This is a genomic window from Paenibacillus gallinarum (assembly GCF_014836635.1).
GTDB classification, from domain to species: domain Bacteria; phylum Bacillota; class Bacilli; order Paenibacillales; family Paenibacillaceae; genus Paenibacillus; species Paenibacillus gallinarum.
Genome location: NZ_JACSQL010000004.1, coordinates 309,814 through 329,582, shown reverse-complemented (window position 1 = coordinate 329,582; position 19,769 = coordinate 309,814). Strand labels below are relative to the sequence as shown.

Here is a 19,769-nt window from a genome sequence, read left to right as displayed (position 1 = left end):
TCATCGACTCCGCTCGACTTGCATGTATTAGGCACGCCGCCAGCGTTCGTCCTGAGCCAGGATCAAACTCTCCAATAAAGTTATTGAAAAGAGCGATATGCTCATTTAGAAAATGCTGACGAGAACTAAAAGTTCTCTATTCAACTTGTTATGACCAACAAGTTGAAATTGTATTAATTCACTCATGAGTTTTACTTGCGTAAAACTCCTCGTTGTTCAGTTTTCAAAGATCAATCTCGCTAACAACTTTCGTCGTCAGCAACTCTTATATAATATCATGTCCGGTTCAGAAATGCAAGCTTTTTTTCGAAGTTTTTTTAACTTCATTTACGAAGCTTGTTATTCAGTGTGTTGCTTACTGGCTAACTTCTTGGCCGGAATTAGAATATACCATGTTGAATAATAGAATGCAACCCTTTTTTTTAAAAAATCACTAGATTGATTTCTACTCTATTATTTGAAGTAAAAATGATAGTAATTCATCTTATGCTCTCTCCTGTTCCTTCTATATAGAAGGAACACAAAAAAAGCCTTACTCCAAAGAGCAAGGCTTTCCCATATTAACTACTATTATATCTATGTTTTATTTTACTCCGAGCCGATGAAAATGTATCTTGCCATAACAATGACGAACAAGATCCACATCAGCCAATGTATTTTCACCTTACGGCTTGTAGCTAGAGAAGAGAATGTGGCAAGAACAACGTAAGAGATAATACCAAGTGAAATACCGTTGGCGATACTATTCGTAAATGGCATCATAACAATTGTTAAAAATGCAGGGAATGCTTGAAGGAAATCATCCCAATCGATATTACGAACTTGACTCATCATCAGCACACCCACAATGATCAGAGCAGGTGCTGTAGCTGCCGAAGGTACAACCAGCGCTAGAGGAGCGATGAATAAAGCCAGAAGGAACATGATCCCCGTTGTTACGGAAGTCAGTCCTGTACGTCCCCCCGCTTCAACACCAGCCGAACTTTCTACGAATGCTGTAATCGTACTTGTACCAAGCACAGCGCCTGCGCTTACACCAGCAGCATCAACAAGCATTGCTTTTCCGACAATCTTCTCGCCCTTCTCCTTATCTTTCATTAGTCCCATCCGTGTAGATGTTCCAACAAGGGTGCCAAATGTATCAAACAACTCTACAAAAGTGAAGACAAAGATAATTTCGAACAAACCAAGTTTTAGAGCGCCCATGATATCTAACTGCCCTACTGCAAGACCACTGAAAGATGGAATCCAATTCGAACCGCTGAGACCGCTGAGGTCGGTTACTCCCATTGGAATACCAATAATAGTAGTAACTACGATCCCGATGAGCATAGCACCTTTCACATTCAGAACCATAAGGATCGCAATAATAAGTAATCCAATCAGGGTGAGAAGAACGTCTGCATGTGTCAGGTTACCAAAAGCAAGACTGAAACTTCCTCCTGCAACAGGTTGTGATATATCCGTATTAGCGTTCACATTCGCTACAACTAAATTACTCAATTTTAGTCCAACTACTGCTACAAATAATCCAATCCCAACGGTTATTGCTGTTTTTATACTATCTGGTACAGCAACAAGCAGTTTCTGGCGAATCTTCGTTACGGTCAGTAGAATGAACACTAGACCTGAGATAAAGACTGCACCCAGCGCAGCCTGCCATGTAATCATACCGTTCGAGCTCAGTACAACCGTCATAAAATATGCATTAAGACCCATACCCGGAGCAAGAGCAATCGGAACATTTACAAAAAGGCCCATTACGATCGTCATTAGTCCAGCGCCCACCGCTGTTGCAAAAAAGACGGCATTATCTGGTATACCTGCCCCACTCTCACCTAAAAAGATCGTGTTTACTATCAGAATGTACGCCATGGTCATAAACGTTGTTAAACCTGCAATAATCTCTGTTCTGACATTTGTTCCGCGTTCCTTTAATTTAAAGAAACTCTCCATAATCCGAATACTCCCCCTTAGAGATAAGTCGAATAAACTTCAAAACGACAAAAAGCCCTTCAAAGAAATTGATCTTCAAGGGCTAACGCTGAAAAAGACACGCAGGAATCCTTAAAAGTTTCAACATCTTGTTGTTGATCTCAGATGCTTCGAAACCCTTAGTTCGTCATTCCATTGCATTATCTTTTTTCGTAGCCAGATCATTATGGTGATCTCGTAGAAACTTTCAGGCCAATTCCCGAAATTATACGAAAAAGCATGTGTTTATTCGTTTTTCATTTTTTATTCTAGGAGGGATAGATACGATTGTCAATATAAAAAGCGAATATTAATATCTAACTAGGCGTGTAATGTTCGTATATTTCATTTTTGCGTAAGTGTTGAAAACCATTCACCATTTTTTCATGAAACTAATTTATGTTATGTAAGAATAAAAATAGAACTAAAAAAGAAGCCTCTACATCAGAGACTTCTACTTTTTTCTACCGAACGGACATACGGCGTTTTCTAACTTACAGAGACTACTGGGCTATTAGTCTTCTAGGTGTTACGTGTGCTTTTTATATACTCACATGAATCAATTTCACAACTCATTAAAACGATAAATTTGTAACTATATATAGACAAACAGAAACATTTTGATCTATATATACTCCTGATTAAAGCAGCTAAAGGTATTATGAAATTGATTCACTTATATGCATTTAACTTTATATTCGAGAACTGCTGTGGTAGATAGAATTTATTATACATTAGCGGCGGATCAGCCTCTGTTTTGGTGTGAAGAGTTTCCAGTAATAAGAAGCACTCGTATTGCCCAATTAACTTTTCTTTCCGATCTGCTAGATTCATGGTATGTGTAAATTTTATTTCAATATTTGCGTGGTTAGCGATTACGTAGGCTTCCTGCTCTAGAAATTCGAGCAACTGTTCCTTATTACCCAGGTCCAGAGATAAACTTTCTACTGTTTGCATGGATATGAAAGTAAAAGCGTAAGCAAGTAACTTGCCTCCCTTTCTATACAAACGTTCTAAAGCTAGTACGGAAGATGAATCGCTCTTTAAAACTTGTTTCGTATGTTCTGTTTCCGGGTCTAACCGATAATGTATATCGATTTGATCAAACGTACTGATGTGGCATTTATGCATCGGGTTACTTAGTTTTTCTAATTGAACATCCTCTTGTCTATAAGAAGATTCTAGTACAAAGTTTCCCTTACCACGTATATTTCTTACTAATCCATCATCTTGTAAAAGGATTAATGCTTGTCTGAGTGTTGCACGGCTAACCCCTAACTTTCTTGCTAAATCCGGTTCTGAGGGTAACTGGCTGCCTGCCAGGTATTCTCCTTTTGTAATCTGAAGAAGAAGCTCATCGTATACATTGATATAAAGCGGCCGTTTTAGTTTATCTAGTTTATTGGTATTCATATATTTTGTGTCCTTTTTTATTATATTCAAACTGCTGATGATAGGAATGAATGGCCGAATAATGTCGATAAAATTGTAATTTTCTTCAATAATAACACATAAACCTCCAAAAAAAGGTTTGGAGGTTTATGCGAAGTAATTTAATTATTTAAGGAATGGCAAGAAAGACTCACCGTATTCTGGCATATCTACATCAAAATTATCTGCTATCGTAGCACCAATATCCGCAAATGTATCATTCTCAGGTAATTTTCCGCTGTCTTTTAATTGTTTCGAATAGGCCAAGACTGGAATAAATTCACGAGTATGATCTGTACCCTGGAATGTTGGATCATTCCCGTGGTCAGCTGTGATAATTAGTAAGTCATCCTCACGGAGTGTTTCAAACACTTCATCTAATCGCTTATCGAATTCCTCTAATGCTTTCCCATATCCCTCTGGATCGCGGCGATGACCGTACAATGCATCAAAATCAACCAAATTCAAAAAGCTCATTCCTGTAAAATCTTTCTTCATCACTTCAAGCAGCTTATCCATGCCATCCATATTGTCTTTCGTACGAATGGACTCGGTAACTCCTTCGCCATCAAAGATATCATTGATCTTACCAATGGCAATTACATCATAACCCCCGTCTTGCAGATGATTCATAACGGTTTTATTAAAAGGTTTTAATGCGTAATCATGACGATTGGATGTTCTTTTAAAGTTCCCAGGTTCTCCTACATAAGGTCTCGCGATGATACGACCGATTAAATAGGCAGGATCTTTTGTGATCTCCCGAACTTTTTCACAAATATCATATAACTCTTCGAGCGGAATGATTTCTTCATGAGCTGCAATTTGCAGAACGGGGTCGGCAGAGGTATAAACAATCAAATCCCCTGTTTTCATTTGATGTTCGCCATACTCCTCAATAATTGCTGTTCCGCTTGCCGGTTTATTCGCTACTACTTTTCGGCCTGTTATTTCTTCGATCTGTTTAATTAATTCATCTGGGAATCCATTTGGATACACATTAAATGGTTTATCAATATTCAGGCCCATGATTTCCCAGTGACCTGTCATTGTATCTTTACCTACTGATTTTTCTTGTAATTTAGTGTAATAAGCAAGGGGTTTTTCTGCTTTTGGTACCCCTAAGATTTCTTCAATATTGGAAAGCCCCAATTTGGCTAGGTTAGGCAGATGTAATCCGTTCATATGTTCAGCAATATGCAATAGGGTATGAGAACCTGCATCATTAAACTCTGCCGCATCTTTTCCTTCTCCAATTCCAACGGAATCCATGACGATCAAATGTACTCGTTTAAATTTTTTCATTCTATTCCCTTCCTTTCTCTAGTTCTGTGGAGTGCGTTTATCTATTTTTCGACCTAATAAGAACCAGAACAATACGATCGATACTGCAGCAATCGCTGCTAGAATAATGATAATACTGCTATAGTTCAGTGCGGTTGGTTCATCTGTTACAAAGCGTAAAAAGCCGAATTGTAAATCCTTCTTATCAATCAACAAAGCCGAATAACTGAAACCAACGGACATTGCGATATTGAGACATAAATTGTAGAAGCCTAATGCAGTCCCCGATTTTTCAGCAGGTACATTTCTCAGACTAATATCAATAAGTGGAGCATATAGCAGTGCAAAACTGCAAGAGAATAAGATTAGGGATATCACAAATACAGCAATGGATGCTTTGATAAAGAAGGCACCAAGTAATAAACTGATAACAATGATACTGAAGGCTAGATAAACACACTGCTTACTATTTAAATACTTTCCTATTTTACCAGATAGAGCACCCACAAATGCAGCTAGTAAACATGCAGGTATGAACATTAAAGACACCTTATCTAGATGTATGTCATATACGCTTGTTAATAAAAATGAAAGTGTGTTCAGTGCGTACGCAGAATATAACGTATTAATCACAAATGCGACCAATAAAGCAAATAAAAATTGTTTGTTTTTAAAGAAATCAATGGTGATAAAGGCATTCTTATTTTTGCTAATATACAATAAGAAAACGATCACGGAGACAATGAAGAGTATGAATAGCCCCCAATGGAAAGAAGACATATACAGCATAATTGAAGTAGCAATCAGTGCAACGAAGAAAAGCCCTATGAAGTCTAGATTATTCTTCTTATTTTCTTCTTTTGGCAAGTGCTTAAGAATAGAAGGTAACAATAATAAACTAAGCAAAGGAATCAAAAACAAATTCTGCCACTCAAGATAGGTCGCTACGAATCCACCTGTTAATGTACCAATCACGGTAGCAAGTTGGAAACTACTTGTACTGAATCCCATATATTTTTTCTGTTCTGCTTCAGAAGCATATTTTGTAATGAAAACGAGGTATAGGGTTTCCGTTGCACCTAAACCAGCAGCTTGAATAATTCTCGAAAATACAATCAGCCAATAATTCGTATGTGTAACATAACCAAGTAGAGAGCCTACACAAATAAGTAAAATACCTACCGTTAGTAGATTTCGTATACTAATGGAATCAGATAGAGAGGAATAAACAACTGCGCCAATCCCAATAACTAGTCCTGCAAGGGTTACTTGCCAACTTACCGTACTTGCTGAAACTCCGAAATACTCTACTAAATCAGGAGAAATAATCTTAAAAGAGTTATCGATTACGAGTGAAAAAATCATTAATAGCAATATAGCAGGTACAATTTTCCCTAAGTTAACTACTGGTTTATTTTTAATTGAATGGTTCATAGTATACCTCCAAGTATCTCCTGCTGCCTAAAACAAAGATGGATAATAACGCTTACATTCATTATTTGAAAGTAAACAGTCTTTCTTTTAATTAACTGCCTTGAATGCATTAGATTACGTATTTCGTTATATTATTGCCGCCTGCACTCACCACTAATTAGGAAGTGCAGGCGGCATATTTATATTTTATATATGAATCCTTAAAGTAATGAATTATGCACTAGGCTAACTCTAATGCAATCTCCATCATGTTCGTAAATGCAGTTTGGCGTTCCTCGGAAGTCGTTTGTTCTCCTGTAATCAGGTGATCACTCACCGTTAGAATACATAGTGCATTCACACCAGCTTTAATCGCATTCCAATAAAGTGCTACAGATTCCATCTCGACAGCCATAATACCTACGTCCTGCCATTTTTTGTTCGATGTCGTATCCGCATTATAGAAAATTTCACTTGATAAAATATTACCAATATGAACTTTTTGACCTTTATCGTCTGCAATTTTTTTCGCTTTTTCCAAAAGTTCAAAGGATGCAGTTAGTGGAAATTGTCCAGGTAAATTAAATTGATGACCATAATTAGAATCTGTTGCAGCTCCCATACCAAAAATAACATCATAAAGTTCAATGTCTTTTTGCATTGCACCGCAAGTACCGATTCGGATTAAATTCTTAACCCCGAACACATTGATTAATTCCCAAGAATAAATCCCCATACTTGCTGGTCCCATTCCTGTACCCATAACAGAGATTTTTTTTCCTTTGTAAGTACCCGTGTACCCGAGCATTCCTCTTACTTCGTTGAAGCACTTATAATCTTCCAGAAAGGTTTCTGCAATAAACTTGGCTCTCAGAGGATCTCCAGGCAATAGAACTGTTTCAGCTATTTCTACTCCGTTTGGTTTAATATGAGGGGTCTCTTTGGTAGTCATCATTTTCATTTGCTCCTTTTAGTAGATAATTATGCTGTTTGTTTAACTTGTATAGTTTTTAGACAAGTTCAATTTATCATAACTTGTTATTTCCTACAAGTAATTTCAATAATCCCGTTTTTACTATGAAGTATTGCTCAATAAACAAAAAAACTCATGACTGATCTGTGTGCTATGGTGTCACGATAACAAACCATTACACGAAAGAAATCAATCATGAGCTAGATAATAGGTGCACATATGAGAAACATTTATGAATTATTTATGAGGAATCTTTTACTGTCGGCTCAGCAATCTTCGTTCTACAAAAAAAACTCTCTATTATTCGCTTGTCTAGCAAATAATAGAGAGTTTTAAATTTAATATATTGTAACTGTTAACCTATTCCCACTCAATCGTTGCAGGTGGTTTGGAAGTTACATCATAAACGATACGGTTTACGTTATCTACTTCGTTAACGATACGAACAGAGATTTTCTCTAACACGTCCCAAGGGATACGTGCCCAGTCTGCTGTCATACCATCGATGGATGTTACTGCACGAATACCTACCGTATAAGAATACGTACGAGCATCGCCCATAACCCCTACACTCTTCATGTTAGGAAGAGCCGTAAAGTACTGCCAAATTTCGCGGCCAAGACCAGCTTTAATGATCTCTTCACGCAAAATGTAGTCAGAATCACGAACAATCTTCAGTTTTTCTTCTGTTACTTCGCCAAGTACACGGATCGCTAGACCTGGACCTGGGAATGGCTGACGCCATACAATCTCTTCAGGCAATCCACATTCTTCACCGACTTTACGTACTTCATCTTTGAAGAGTGCGTTCAGCGGTTCAATAAGTTTAAACTTCATGTTCTCAGGAAGTCCGCCTACATTGTGGTGAGATTTGATTGTTTCCGCTGTAGCTGTACCACTTTCTACGATATCTGTATAAAGTGTTCCTTGTGCCAAGAATGTGAAATCATCAAATTTGCTGGACTCTTCTTCAAATACGTAAATAAATTCGTTACCGATAATTTTACGTTTTTGTTCCGGATCATCTACTCCAGCAAGCTTGGACATAAAGCGTTCACGAGCATCAATTTTAACAACTTTCATATCGAATTTACCTACGAAAGTTTCCATTACGCTCTCTGCTTCTCCTTTACGAAGAAGACCGTGGTCGATAAACATACAAGTAAGTTGATCACCGATTGCTCTGTGAAGCAGTGCTGCTACTACAGAAGAATCAACGCCGCCGCTGAGGGCACAAAGCACTTTTTTGTCGCCAACTTGTTCACGAATTTCATTGATTTTGTCTTCGATAAAAGTCTCCATGCTCCAGTTGCCTTCGCAACCGCACACGTTATATAGGAAGTTACGGATCATATCGTTACCATTCAAAGAATGGCGCACTTCTGGGTGGAACTGAACTGCATAAAATTTGCGTTCTGGATGGCTCATTGCTGCAATCGGAGCACTTTCTGTTCCCGCATCAAGTTTAAAACCTGTAGGCAAGGAAACAACGTGATCTCCATGACTCATCCATACCGTTTGATTCAATTCAAGACCTGCTACAAGGTCAGATCCTTCGTTAAACAAAACATCTGCTTTACCATACTCACGTTTGTGAGCACGTTCTACTTTACCATCTAATTGCTGGGCCATCATCTGCATACCATAGCAAATCCCGAAAATCGGCAATCCCAGGTCATAAACAGCAGGGTCTACATGCGGTGCATTCTCAGCGTATACACTGGATGGTCCACCGGAGAATACGATACCTTTTGGTGCAAGTTCACGTATCTTCTCTGCAGGTGTGTTATATGGAAGCAACTCGCTGTATACTCCGAGATCGCGGATTCTTCTTGCGATTAGTTGGTTATACTGTCCCCCGAAATCTAGAACAACAACAATTTCATTTGGCTTTATCATTACCGTGCCTCCCTCAATTCAATGAGATTAATTATACTTGCCGACAAAACCTGACGTCAAGGAAAGCTCGCTTTCTTCTTATTAATAAAATTTTGTAAAAAAATGTATGTTATAAAAGGTAGTCATACCTCCAACTCTACTTATTACTTTTAAGGGAATTATTCACAAAACTTTAGCCATCCGCAAGCAGCACTGTAAAAAAGCAATGCTCTCTCCTCGGGAAGGACCCACCGGACTATAGACCATCGTTTCCCAGTCTTTGGCGAACTGCCGCACTTCCTCACGCAGGGCGTCCTCTTCCACAGGCAGCCCTTCGATATATTCCCGCAGCGTAAGTCCGCTGGCCCGCTCACCGTAACGCTTAGCGAGCATATCCCAAACGGGAGCACCTATGTGAAGTAGATGCTCCCGGTCTGGAAAGGTCCGGCGCGGCCAAATCATCCGAAGCCGGAGCTGTATGACCGGTCCGTAAACACGCCCCGCTGTAATAACTGCTGCGAGCAGTAACATCGCAACAACAGCCCATGCAAGTATATTCGGCTGAGCAACGCTTCTTAGCCCTGTCTGAAAGAGAGCCATCAACTGACTCAGATCTATTTCAAACTCGCCATCCTTCCTAGACCCCGGTGCCGGTTCATCCGCAGCAGATGCAGCTTGCAGTTCAGCCGCCGGATCAAAGCCCGGTGTTGCTTCAAATGGAAACCAGCCGGCCCCCGGAAAATACACTTCCACCCAGGAGTGTGCATCCCCTTGAGTAACCGTGTACTTGTCCGGCTGCTGTTCGTCTCGCTGACCTGGAGCAAACCCCTGCACATATCTCGCAGGGATCCCATTACTCCGCAGGAGAATAACCATGGCAGAAGAAAAATGATTACAATACCCTTTCTTGGTTACAAACAGAAAGTCATCCACAAAATCTTGATCCACCGCTGGTACACGGGTATTCAGTGTGTACGTATAGTTCGACTGTAGATATTCGGATATAGCAATCACTGCGTCATAACGAGTACTTGTACCGCTGGTTATTGAATCTGCCAGCTTCGTGACCCTCGCAGGTAAACTAGAAGGAAGCTGAAGATCCGTCTTCTGGATCGAAGCGGGATCTTCTCCCTCCGCTTTACGAAGCACCGTTTTGTCTTGTACAGGAATCAGTACATCCATACTATAATGCTGAATCGGCTGAGCGTTTTGCTTATCATCAAATCTTAGATTACCTGAAGATAAATCGCTCCATATGTAAGGAAAGTTCGATCCATTTTGATTTCCTGATAAATTGTTCTCTTTCCTTGTGTTGTCTCTATCTCCGATTACTAATCGCAGAGGAACTCCTCCTACAAAAATATCAGATCCGCCCTTAGCAGGTTCCTCAAGGCTAATTGTCTGTTTCACGATTTGAAAATACGGATTTTCTTCAATTTCATCCTCTCTCACTCTCTGCTCAGTACTGATGTATTCAAAGGATTGACCTGCTGATTCATTCAGCTTCCAGCTTCTCCCGTCGTAGATACTTCGAGATTGACCTCTCCAGTAAGTTGGAATAGGACTCGTTGCCGTAAAATATACGGCATTACTCTGAACAAGCGGAGCTCCCATGTCTCTCCCCGCCGGATCATAACCTGTAGTTGAAAAAGTAGGTACTGCATTTGTATCAGTGTCAGGACTTGACCACTCAGAGATCTGATCCCAAATCCTTGTCAGCACTTCTTTATTTTCTGATTTCGCAGGAATTGCAGAAGCAATGGACGATGTCATGTAAGTCGTTAAAAGCACTGTCGCAATCGCTGTCCCCGTCCAAATCAGATGCAATTTTTTATCCTTTACCAGCACTTTTGCTGTTCCTAATAATCTTGGCAGTTGCAAAAGGGATTGTATCAACAGAAAACAACAAACCGTACGTATCATCCCGCCTGGGGAATAGATACCGCTCAGCATTTCCATGCAGAGTAAATAGACAATCGTAACCACACCAAACAGAAGCACGGTCCGAAGCTGAATAGCCAACATTTGAACGGAGGTCACAAAAAGCGTCCATCCGATCACAACGAAGACCGCTCTTGTTTCTTCACTCACATTCCGAAAATGCCCTGATCTCCCCCAGCTTGCGATATCGCTTTGAAGCGTATAGACATAATTAAATACCCAGCTCCCTCCTGCAGATGGGACCAGCATCCACCATAAAAAAAACAGAGCACAAACCACTCTCATAAACACCATGTATTTTTGTGAAATATGCAGACTGCCGACTAGAAGGAGTACTGCCGTAAGGAGGAACATGGTCCTCATCGAAGCAGTAATGTCGGGCTGGTCCCCGAAGCCAGCGGGCATGAGCCAATCCATAAACATGATATATAGCAAAAAAGAGATGCCGGCACGGTATAACCAAGGTTCGATATATCCTTTTTCCTTCCTATTTAGATCTGTTGTCTCCACCCGTATTCCTCCTTCCCATACTCAGACAATCTCAGAAAAAGAAGCGATCGTCTTCACACGAATCTGTTCCTTCTCTAGCTCTGCCGCTAACGAGTTTCCTTTAGTTTGATGTGTCTTATTTTCCTGTTTCCAATCTGTCATTTCATAAAATCGAACACGTACTCCTTGTGCATTCAGCTCTCTAGCCAGCTTCGAATTTTGCTCATTTAAGCTGCCAGTGACCATGTATACTTCTGACCCTGCAGGTAAGGAGACATCCAGCGTATTTCGTAACCCTTCTCCTGGTTCCAACCGTGCTAAAAAATCCAACTGATGGAGCATTTTATCGGTAGAAAATGCGGCTTCACTCGTGTAATTATCCCCTTGAAACACTGCTCTCCCCGATTGAACAAAATAGGTGGCTATAAAGGGCGTTACTCCCTTGTTATAGGCACTTCTTAGCATACTTGCGCAAAGTGAGATTGCCGAATCATAGGCCTTCCATGACAGTTCATTTACTTGATCTTTCCCCCTATGCATATAGGAATCTAGTCCATTATCTAGCAGGAGATATATTTTATTCGCTTCACTTTTTTCTGGAATTCGAACTTGAAGTTTTCCTTTTCTTGCGGAGCTTTTCCAGTGTATAGAACGAAATCCATCACGAGGGGTATATTCCCTCACTTCGTACCCTTTCCACTCTTCTACCACACTGTTTCGGGTTTGCTGCTGATGTAGAGATTCTCCGTAACCTTCTTCTAATCCCGGATGACTTCGGTGGAAGGAAGGGTGCACAATCAGCTCTCCCGGCACATGTACACGTCTGCTACATGTAAACCAGCCGAATGCATCTCCCCATGTGATTTTACAGTATTCATAAGAATACACTCCTCGGTGTACTGCTTTTAGATGATAAGAATAAGAACAATCATAGCTGCGTTTGCGAGGAAAAATGATATGAGTATGTTTGAAAGGAACGGCCTCTTCTTCAATCTTTAACCACAATAAAGGTACCCAGCTATTTATGGTGACACTAATTCTAACTTCTGCTCTCTCTCCTGCTGTCACTCTGCCGGGCTGAAATTCTCTTGTGATGTGAACACGCCGAGGACCGATAAACTGAGCTAATACACCGTAACAGGTCAAGATCATGCAAGATACCAACAGGAATAGCAGAGTCTCTCCGCCTTGAATCTGGTATAGAGAAAAAAGAAGGCCTGTAAGTAAAATCATAAACAGCGGACTAATCATGGTTCTCCACATAGACTCACCCCCTCATTCTTGAGGACTGAACGGGAATAGGTATGTGCTGCAACAAGTCCGTTACGATACGCTCGCCATCAGAAGCTTGCACAATCTCATAACGAGTACGAATCCGGTGAGTTAAGACAGGCAAGGCAACTTCCTTCAAATCATCAGGAATGACATAGGTTCGGCCATTCAGATAGGCGGCTGCTTGAGAAGCGATCATCCATGCCAGACTCCCTCTCGGACTGATCCCGAGTAAAAGGTCTTTATGTGTGCGTGATGCAGCAGCGAATTCAGCAATGTATTTTTTTATTACAGGATCTACAAAAACGCCAGAAACTTCACGCTGCATCTTAACAAGTTCTTCTGCTAACATGACAGGTTTTATGAAAGAACGAGAACCTGACTCCTGCCGATTCATGATCTCGATTTCCTCATCAATACCAGGGTATCCAAGACTTAACTTCATAAGAAAACGATCAAGCTGAGCTTCCGGAAGACGATAAGTGCCTTCAAACTGCAACGGGTTCTGAGTAGCCATCAGTAGGAAAGGCCTCGGTAATGCATAAGTCACCCCATCCACAGTAACACTCTTCTCTTCCATAGCTTCAAGCAGTGCTGACTGAGTTCTAGGAGAAGCACGGTTGATCTCATCCCCAAGAACAATGTTTGCCATAACCGGACCCGGACGATATTCAAACTCCCCCGTCATCGGTTTATATACAGAAGTTCCTGTCACATCAGAAGGCATCACGTCAGACGTAAACTGAATTCGTCCAAAACTTGCCGAGAGGCAGGAAGCCAGTGTTCGAATCAGCTTTGTTTTGCCCGTACCTGGCACGTCTTCTAGTAGCACATGCCCTCCAGACAGCATCGCAATAAGAATGAATCGAACTTCCTCCCGTTTCCCTACAATGACGCTCTCTACTCGCTGAGTCACTCTCTCAAGCAACTCCGCAGCATATTCACTAGACTTCGTATATTCCATGGCTCAAACTCCTCCTATATCCGCAGTATCACTCATTTTTTCATCTACTCTATGTTTGCTAGTATTCCCCTCACATAGAGTAAATAGACATCGAAATTCAAACAAAAAAAGCCTGGAGAGAATCTCCAGACTTTCATATAAGGCATGATATTCGATTATTTTGATGTGTCTGTATCTTTTGCAGGCTGTTGTTCTTCGACTTCTTTAATCGCATTCTCATCATCTGTAATTTCTACCTTAGACGAAAGGAACCATCCAAGTGCAGCAATCGCTACAAGAACAAAATAGAATGAGATTTTCCAGATGCTATTATGCGGGAAGTGAGAATCGATTAAGCCAACATCAGGATGCGCTAGAGTAATCACTGCAAGCTTAACCCCTACCCAACCTACGATAAGGAATGCCGCGACTTCGAGGCCCGGACGTTGTTGCAGGAGCTTCACGAAGAAGGTTGCTGCAAAACGCATAATGATGAGTCCGATAAATCCGCCGAGGAAGATGACAATGAATTGTCCTCCGTCCAAGCCGCCGATGTTCGGTAGTCCACTTGGAGGTAGTGCAACAGCCAAAGCAACAGCTGCCAAAATAGAATCAACAGCAAAAGCAATATCCGCAACTTCTACTTTAAATACGGTCATCCAGAAGCCAGATTGTTTCTTGGCCTTTTTCGGTGAATCTTGTGCCTCATCCGTCTTCGTTCTTCCTTTAAGGAAATGCTTGATGGTGTGGTTAATGGAAATGTACAGGAGATAGATCGCACCAAGCGCCTGTACCTGCCAAACGTCAACTAAGAAGGAGATCAGGAATAAGGATCCCAGCCTGAAGAAAAAGGCCCCCACTAAACCATAAAACAAAGCTTTCTTACGTTTTTCTTCTGGTAAATGTTTAACCATAATGGCAAGGACTAGCGCATTATCTGCGGCAAGCAGCCCTTCTAGTACAATGAGTACAAGAAGTACCCAGCCATACTCTAAGAATAAATCCATAAAAACATCCTCCTAAAATAATAAAATAAAAAGAGACCTTGCCGGCTTGGCAAAGGTCTCCAACAAAAAAGAGACCTCTACCACAGAGTGTGGTAAAGGTCTCGCTAACAACGAATGGTTGCCAACAAAGCCGGGGATTTTCTCCCGAACTGACGACTTTGCTGTAACAGCTACTCCCCTTTAATCACGTTCCTGCTTAACTGATATGATGATCAGCCAAACCGTGTAATAAACATATAAAAATCAAAGCTCATAGTCAAGAATTATTTATAAAACTCTTCTAGCTCAAGTGGCAGCATTCATCTTTCCCTATATCACTGAACCCAATACGCAGATCAACTCGCTTTTATGATAAGTTCATCTTGATTTCGATTGATGGACTTGATCTTATAATCTGCGGCGGAAAGAAGATCTCGAAGAGAAACCCATAGGGAACCTGACTTCATCTCTACATGACCTTCTATCGAGTCAAGTAGTTGCTGTGCTGGATTCACAGTAATTTCATGCCCAGCCCACTTAACCGTGGCATACCGATCCGTACTGTTCCACTTCACTGTACCTCCATATCGCTCCACAAGAACTCGAAGCGGAACAAGAAGTTCGCCTTGCTCTTCCTGATATTCACCAGGCGCAAGCTTTGTCACAAGTTTCCCTGCTTCAATCACAAGTGAAGGGCCCGTATCAAATAGAGCCGCATTCTCAGTGATATGATTATTTATCCATTCTTTGCTTGGCTGAATCATTTTGTCTTTAGAATTTTGCGTTTTCACTTGAAACTGAACTGGTTTCTCCGCGGGATTCAGGCTTGCAAATTCATAATTTTGCGCTTGGTAATATTCAATGATGGCAGGTAACGCTTTTACCGTCTCCGCATGGCTCCCTCCATCATGCAATAATACGATCCGATCACCACTCACTGCTGACTTTGTTGCATTCTTTATAATTTCCTTAGCAGGTACATCTTTTTTAAGCGAATCTCCACTATCGACATTCCAGTCGGTAACCACATAACCTGCTTGTTTCATGAGTTCGAAATAAGTGGTGTCAAAATGACCGTAGGTTCCCCCAGGAGCACGAACAAGCTGCGGTCGTTCTCCTGTAATACGCCTTACCGCTTCCTCTGTTTGTTTGATCTGTTTCCAAAAATCAGGGAAGGAGCTGTACAGCTTATCATATTTATGATCATAAGTATGATTCCCAATGACATATCCTTTTTCATGCATACGATTAATTAATTCAGGATACACTTCGACTTGCTTTCCTAATACGAAGAAAGTAGCAGAAACTTCATATTTATCAAGAATATCCAGAACAGCTTCTGTATATTTACCCGGTCCGTCATCAAATGTTAAATACACTTTGTTTGCGGCCGTTTTTGCTACTGGAGCTGTAACTGATTTCGAATGAGACTGAGCGAGATCTGCTTCTTGTTTTTGTTCAGTCAAAGAAAGGTAATTCACTGGTTGCGTTTGGACAGCCTGTTCTAGATTCGTGTGAATGGCGGCATTCGTTACTACCGTATGTACAACTTTTGATACTGTTTCTATGCTTGCAGAGTCTATTGCTTCATCTAGAATCACAGCTCGGGAGTTCACTACGTCAGATAAAAAATCTTTATCAGCGAAAGCAAACGTTAAAAGAATGATAAATCCTGCGATTAATGTAGAACTGATTTTCTTCCATCTGTTTTGTTTACCCATTCTTCTCATATCGCTTCGCCCCCATGGTCTTTATATGAATTGTTCATAGATTTTAAGATTTATATATTCAGTCTATGAGTGTTTCTTATAAAAAAGACTTACAGATATTTTTGCATTTCAAGCGTTTCACATTTTCCTGTGAGGGTTGATGAATGAGTAAGCAAATAAAAAACCGACTCCTAAGAGCCGGTCCTGATGTTCTAAAACGCACACACTGTATCGCTAAAGGCTACATTTGTTTAATATACTCCAATGCTTCTTCTATATGGCCTTTGACTTTCACTTTCCGCCATTCTTTCGTAAGTATTCCTTGTTCATCAATGACAAATGTCGAACGAACGATGCCCATATATTCTTTGCCGTACATTTTTTTGAGCTGCCATACATCATACAATTCAGCCACCTTATGATCCTCGTCCGATAATAGAATGAACGGCAGATTGTACTTCGCAATAAACTTCTCATGTTGTTTTAAGGAATCTCCACTTACTCCTATGATTACTGTATTTAACGCTTCAAATGAGGTGTGTTCATCCCGAAATTGGCACGCTTCATCTGTGCAGCCCGCTGTCATATCTTTTGGATAAAAATATAATATGACCCGCTTCCCGCGAAAATCAGACAGCTTCACCAGCTGATCTCCAGCGCCCTGTAGAACAAAATCTGGTGCTTCAGAACCGATCTTTATACTCATGATGCATATCTCCTTTAAAGTTACCGTATTTCTATCAATTGATTGTATCCATAAAAGAAATTATAATGGAAGTTGTTGAATGAAAATTGTGTTAATTCATCCAAAATTATACCATACTACTTATGCGCAGGCAGTCACACGGCCAGAGCCCCTAACTGGCTTCATTCCGTAAGATGGAAAGGAAGAACGTTACATGAACAGGAAGACGAAACGAACCGTATGGATGGTTCTTGCAGTAATCGTTGTTACTGCCGCCTTACTCGCAGTTTATTATTTTACTTCTGTTGTTAACGAACTACAAGGTTTGAACAAAGAAGGAGAGAATTCTCCTTTTTACAACGTAGAAAAGGTAGATCAGGAAATCACCCCAGATCCCCCGAAATGGGAAGGTAAAGAACCAGTTAACATTCTGCTTATGGGCGTTGATGCCAGAGGTCTAACGGAAGGTGAAGTCCCTCGCTCAGATACGATGCTTGTCGCTTCCCTTAACCCGGTCAGCAAAAAAATATCGCTATTCTCTCTCCTGCGTGATACATATACAGACATCCCTGGATACGGAAGAGACCGGCTTAATACAGCTATTACTCATGGTCCTAATGTGGCTATGCAGGCAGCAGGTGATCTGCTGGGGATTCCGATTCAGTACTATTTATATACCGATTTCCAAGGCTTTATTGAACTCGTTGACGCTGTAGGGGGCGTTGATTTTGAAGTCGAAAAAGATATGAAGTATACAAGCAAAGCAGATAAGCATGAGTATGATATTGATCTCAAACAAGGAATGCAGCATCTCGATGGTGAAAAAGCACTCATGTATGTGCGATTCCGGCATGACGCCTTGTCCGATTTCTCTCGAACTGAACGTCAGCGTGAACTCTTGAAAGCCATTGCTGATAAAATGCAAACAACGACTTCTATAGCTAAACTACCTTCCATTCTTAATGAAGTGAATCCTTACATTGATACCAACCTAACTCTTAACGACATGTGGAAACTGGCCTCTGTAGGTTATCAGAGCAGCATGCAAGGGAGCGAACAAGTTCCTCCTATGAAACTTCTGGTTGAAGAGCGAATCGGTGGTGCTGCCGTCCTCACCGTTAGAGATAAGGATGAGCTAAAATCATACGTTCAAGAAGTCCTGAATCCTCAGGTAACCGAGCCAGATAACAAATCCACGATTGATAAGTCAGCCAGTGGAGAAGAATAATAACGCAGACTCTTCCTGAGAGCTATGGTTTCACAAAAAGGAAATGTTATAATAGATTCGAACTTGGTAAGGGCAGCAGATCGCTGCCCTTTTACATTGTACATACCATACTCTTGTGGTGACTTGCTTCAAAGAAAGGATGAATACAAATGAATCGTTCCAAATCTGAGCAGTACTATGCAGAAGCACTTGAACATATTGTCGGCGGTGTAAACAGCCCTTCTCGTTCGTTCAAAGCAGTAGGCGGCGGAGCCCCTGTCTTTATGAAACGCGGACAAGGTGCTTATTTTTACGATGAAGATGATAACAAATATATTGATTACCTTGCGGCATACGGACCGATTATTACCGGTCATGCTCACCCACACATCACCAAAGCGATTACAGAAGCAGCTTCCAATGGTACGCTCCTCGGTACTCCTACCGTGCTCGAAATCAAATTAGCTAAAATGCTAAAAGAAGCGATCCCTTCCATGGATAAGGTTCGTTTTGTGAACTCAGGTACAGAAGCGGTTATGACCACCATCCGGGTAGCGCGCGCTTATACGAAACGTAATAAAATCATCAAGTTTGCGGGTAACTACCACGGCCATTCGGACCTGGTCCTTGTAGCGGCAGGCTCTGGCCCTTCTACTCTTGGTATACCAGATAGTGCAGGGATTCCTGCAAGTATCGCACAGGAAGTGATCACGGTTCCTTACAACGATCTGAGCGGACTTGAAGAAGCACTGAAAAAATGGGGTCATGATGTAGCTGCCGTTATGGTAGAACCGATCGTCGGTAATTTCGGAATGGTTATGCCAAAACCAGGCTTCCTCGAAGGCCTCTGCAAGCTGGCACATGATCACGGGGCACTCGTTATCTATGATGAGGTCATTACCGCATTCCGCTTCCACTATGGTTCAACGCAAACCTATGCAGGGCTTGATAATCATGACCTTATTAAACCTGACCTTACGGCTCTTGGTAAAATCATCGGCGGCGGTCTTCCCATCGGTGCTTATGGGGGGTCAAAAGAAGTCATGGAACAAGTGGCTCCGCTTGGACCTGCTTATCAAGCAGGCACTATGGCAGGGAATCCAGCTTCCATCTCGGCAGGTATTGCATGCCTTGAAGTACTTTCCCAGCCAGGTGTATATGAAGAGATGGAACGTCTCACCATTAAATTAACGGAGGGAATCCAGGCAGCAGCGGATCGTCACGGAATTCCACTGACAATTAACCGGGTACGCGGCTCATTCTCCACTCATTTCTGCGATCATCCAGTAACGGATTATGAAGAAGCTCAGGATACGGATGGCGAAGCATTCGCTTCCTTCTTCCAACATATGCTGAACCGTGGAGTACACCTCGCACCTTCCAAATACGAAGCTTGGTTCCTGACAACGGAACATACCGATGCAGATATCGAAGCTACGATTGCAGCTGCTGATTCATCATTTGAGGCCATGGCTAAAGAAAAATAAATCACTAATGAAAAAGAACCGCCCTTCAGACGATCTGTAGGGCGGTTCTTTTCGTATGATAAAGTATCTGTCTTAGAGAAACATAAACCTTGATTCA

The 19,769-nt window shown here is 41.3% G+C and carries 15 protein-coding genes, 1 rRNA gene and 1 riboswitch; of the genes, 3 read left to right on the top strand and 13 right to left on the bottom strand.

The features are described from left to right. The 11 genes from H9647_RS12525 to H9647_RS12475 form a co-directional block, all read right to left on the bottom strand. A 16S ribosomal RNA gene (locus H9647_RS12525) occupies positions 1-78 on the bottom strand; the annotation flags it as partial. Between the two features lie 510 nt (positions 79-588). Further along, the gene (locus H9647_RS12520; protein ID WP_191800311.1) at positions 589-1,956 is read right to left on the bottom strand and encodes an NCS2 family permease; all 1,368 of its coding nucleotides are present in this window, start codon (positions 1,954-1,956) and stop codon (positions 589-591) included. Positions 1,957-2,128: 172 nt separating this feature from the next. Then, positions 2,129-2,228, bottom strand: a riboswitch (purine riboswitch). 418 nt (positions 2,229-2,646) lie between these two features. Beyond that, positions 2,647-3,387 (bottom strand): GntR family transcriptional regulator, encoded by a 741-nt coding sequence (locus tag H9647_RS12515; protein WP_191800309.1) that lies wholly within the window; start codon positions 3,385-3,387, stop codon positions 2,647-2,649. A gap of 144 nt (positions 3,388-3,531) precedes the next feature. Beyond that, complete coding sequence (gene deoB / locus H9647_RS12510; RefSeq protein WP_191800307.1) at positions 3,532-4,710, bottom strand: phosphopentomutase; 1,179 nt, start codon at positions 4,708-4,710, stop codon at positions 3,532-3,534. Positions 4,711-4,728: 18 nt separating this feature from the next. Beyond that, positions 4,729-6,123, bottom strand: a complete 1,395-nt coding sequence (locus H9647_RS12505) for an MFS transporter (RefSeq protein ID WP_191800305.1) — start codon at positions 6,121-6,123, stop codon at positions 4,729-4,731. Positions 6,124-6,343: 220 nt separating this feature from the next. After that, a complete protein-coding gene (gene deoD, locus H9647_RS12500) occupies positions 6,344-7,054 on the bottom strand; it encodes a purine-nucleoside phosphorylase (protein ID WP_191800388.1) in 711 nt (236 codons plus the stop codon). A 381-nt stretch (positions 7,055-7,435) separates the two neighbouring features. Further along, entirely contained in the window at positions 7,436-8,974 is a 1,539-nt protein-coding gene (gene guaA, locus H9647_RS12495; RefSeq protein WP_191800303.1) for a glutamine-hydrolyzing GMP synthase, read from the bottom strand. 162 nt (positions 8,975-9,136) lie between these two features. After that, positions 9,137-11,404, bottom strand: a complete 2,268-nt coding sequence (locus H9647_RS26160) for a transglutaminase domain-containing protein (protein WP_191800301.1) — start codon at positions 11,402-11,404, stop codon at positions 9,137-9,139. A 21-nt stretch (positions 11,405-11,425) separates the two neighbouring features. Further along, positions 11,426-12,646, bottom strand: coding sequence for a DUF58 domain-containing protein (locus tag H9647_RS12485; protein ID WP_191800299.1), 1,221 nt, complete (start codon positions 12,644-12,646; stop codon positions 11,426-11,428). Between the two features lie 4 nt (positions 12,647-12,650). Next, positions 12,651-13,619: an AAA family ATPase gene (locus tag H9647_RS12480; protein ID WP_191800297.1), complete on the bottom strand. Its 969-nt coding sequence runs from the start codon at positions 13,617-13,619 to the stop codon at positions 12,651-12,653. A 155-nt stretch (positions 13,620-13,774) separates the two neighbouring features. Continuing rightward, a complete protein-coding gene (locus H9647_RS12475) occupies positions 13,775-14,605 on the bottom strand; it encodes a TerC family protein (RefSeq protein ID WP_191800295.1) in 831 nt (276 codons plus the stop codon). Positions 14,606-14,651: 46 nt separating this feature from the next. Here H9647_RS12475 and H9647_RS12470 point away from each other — a divergent pair, with 46 nt between their 5' ends. Continuing rightward, positions 14,652-14,789 carry a hypothetical protein gene (locus H9647_RS12470; protein ID WP_191800293.1) on the top strand — a complete coding sequence of 46 codons (138 nt, stop codon included), beginning with the start codon at positions 14,652-14,654 and terminating at the stop codon, positions 14,787-14,789. Positions 14,790-14,940: 151 nt separating this feature from the next. Here the strand turns inward: H9647_RS12470 and H9647_RS12465 are convergent, their stop codons facing one another. Beyond that, on the bottom strand, positions 14,941-16,314 hold the full coding sequence (locus tag H9647_RS12465; protein WP_225229250.1) for a polysaccharide deacetylase: 1,374 nt from the start codon (positions 16,312-16,314) through the stop codon (positions 14,941-14,943). Between the two features lie 220 nt (positions 16,315-16,534). Beyond that, complete coding sequence (bcp, locus tag H9647_RS12460; protein WP_191800291.1) at positions 16,535-16,999, bottom strand: thioredoxin-dependent thiol peroxidase; 465 nt, start codon at positions 16,997-16,999, stop codon at positions 16,535-16,537. A 193-nt stretch (positions 17,000-17,192) separates the two neighbouring features. On the opposite strand from bcp, the gene H9647_RS12455 reads away from it, so the two are divergent. Both H9647_RS12455 and H9647_RS12450 read left to right on the top strand, forming a co-directional pair. Further along, positions 17,193-18,206, top strand: coding sequence for an LCP family protein (locus H9647_RS12455; RefSeq protein ID WP_191800289.1), 1,014 nt, complete (start codon positions 17,193-17,195; stop codon positions 18,204-18,206). Between the two features lie 149 nt (positions 18,207-18,355). Continuing rightward, positions 18,356-19,672 (top strand): glutamate-1-semialdehyde 2,1-aminomutase, encoded by a 1,317-nt coding sequence (locus H9647_RS12450; RefSeq protein ID WP_225229249.1) that lies wholly within the window; start codon positions 18,356-18,358, stop codon positions 19,670-19,672. The last annotated feature ends 97 nt before the right edge of the window (positions 19,673-19,769 follow it).

Coding starts and splice junctions, on each gene's coding strand:
- H9647_RS12520 (WP_191800311.1), bottom strand. CDS start 1,956: ATGGAGAGTTTCTTTAAATTAAAGGAACGCGGAACAAATGTCAGAACA.
- H9647_RS12515 (WP_191800309.1), bottom strand. CDS start 3,387: ATGAATACCAATAAACTAGATAAACTAAAACGGCCGCTTTATATCAAT.
- deoB (WP_191800307.1), bottom strand. CDS start 4,710: ATGAAAAAATTTAAACGAGTACATTTGATCGTCATGGATTCCGTTGGA.
- H9647_RS12505 (WP_191800305.1), bottom strand. CDS start 6,123: ATGAACCATTCAATTAAAAATAAACCAGTAGTTAACTTAGGGAAAATT.
- deoD (WP_191800388.1), bottom strand. CDS start 7,054: ATGACTACCAAAGAGACCCCTCATATTAAACCAAACGGAGTAGAAATA.
- guaA (WP_191800303.1), bottom strand. CDS start 8,974: ATGATAAAGCCAAATGAAATTGTTGTTGTTCTAGATTTCGGGGGACAG.
- H9647_RS12485 (WP_191800299.1), bottom strand. CDS start 12,646: ATGTGGAGAACCATGATTAGTCCGCTGTTTATGATTTTACTTACAGGC.
- H9647_RS12480 (WP_191800297.1), bottom strand. CDS start 13,619: ATGGAATATACGAAGTCTAGTGAATATGCTGCGGAGTTGCTTGAGAGA.
- H9647_RS12475 (WP_191800295.1), bottom strand. CDS start 14,605: ATGGATTTATTCTTAGAGTATGGCTGGGTACTTCTTGTACTCATTGTA.
- H9647_RS12465 (WP_225229250.1), bottom strand. CDS start 16,314: ATGAGAAGAATGGGTAAACAAAACAGATGGAAGAAAATCAGTTCTACA.
- bcp (WP_191800291.1), bottom strand. CDS start 16,999: ATGAGTATAAAGATCGGTTCTGAAGCACCAGATTTTGTTCTACAGGGC.
- H9647_RS12455 (WP_191800289.1), top strand. CDS start 17,193: ATGAACAGGAAGACGAAACGAACCGTATGGATGGTTCTTGCAGTAATC.
- H9647_RS12450 (WP_225229249.1), top strand. CDS start 18,356: ATGAATCGTTCCAAATCTGAGCAGTACTATGCAGAAGCACTTGAACAT.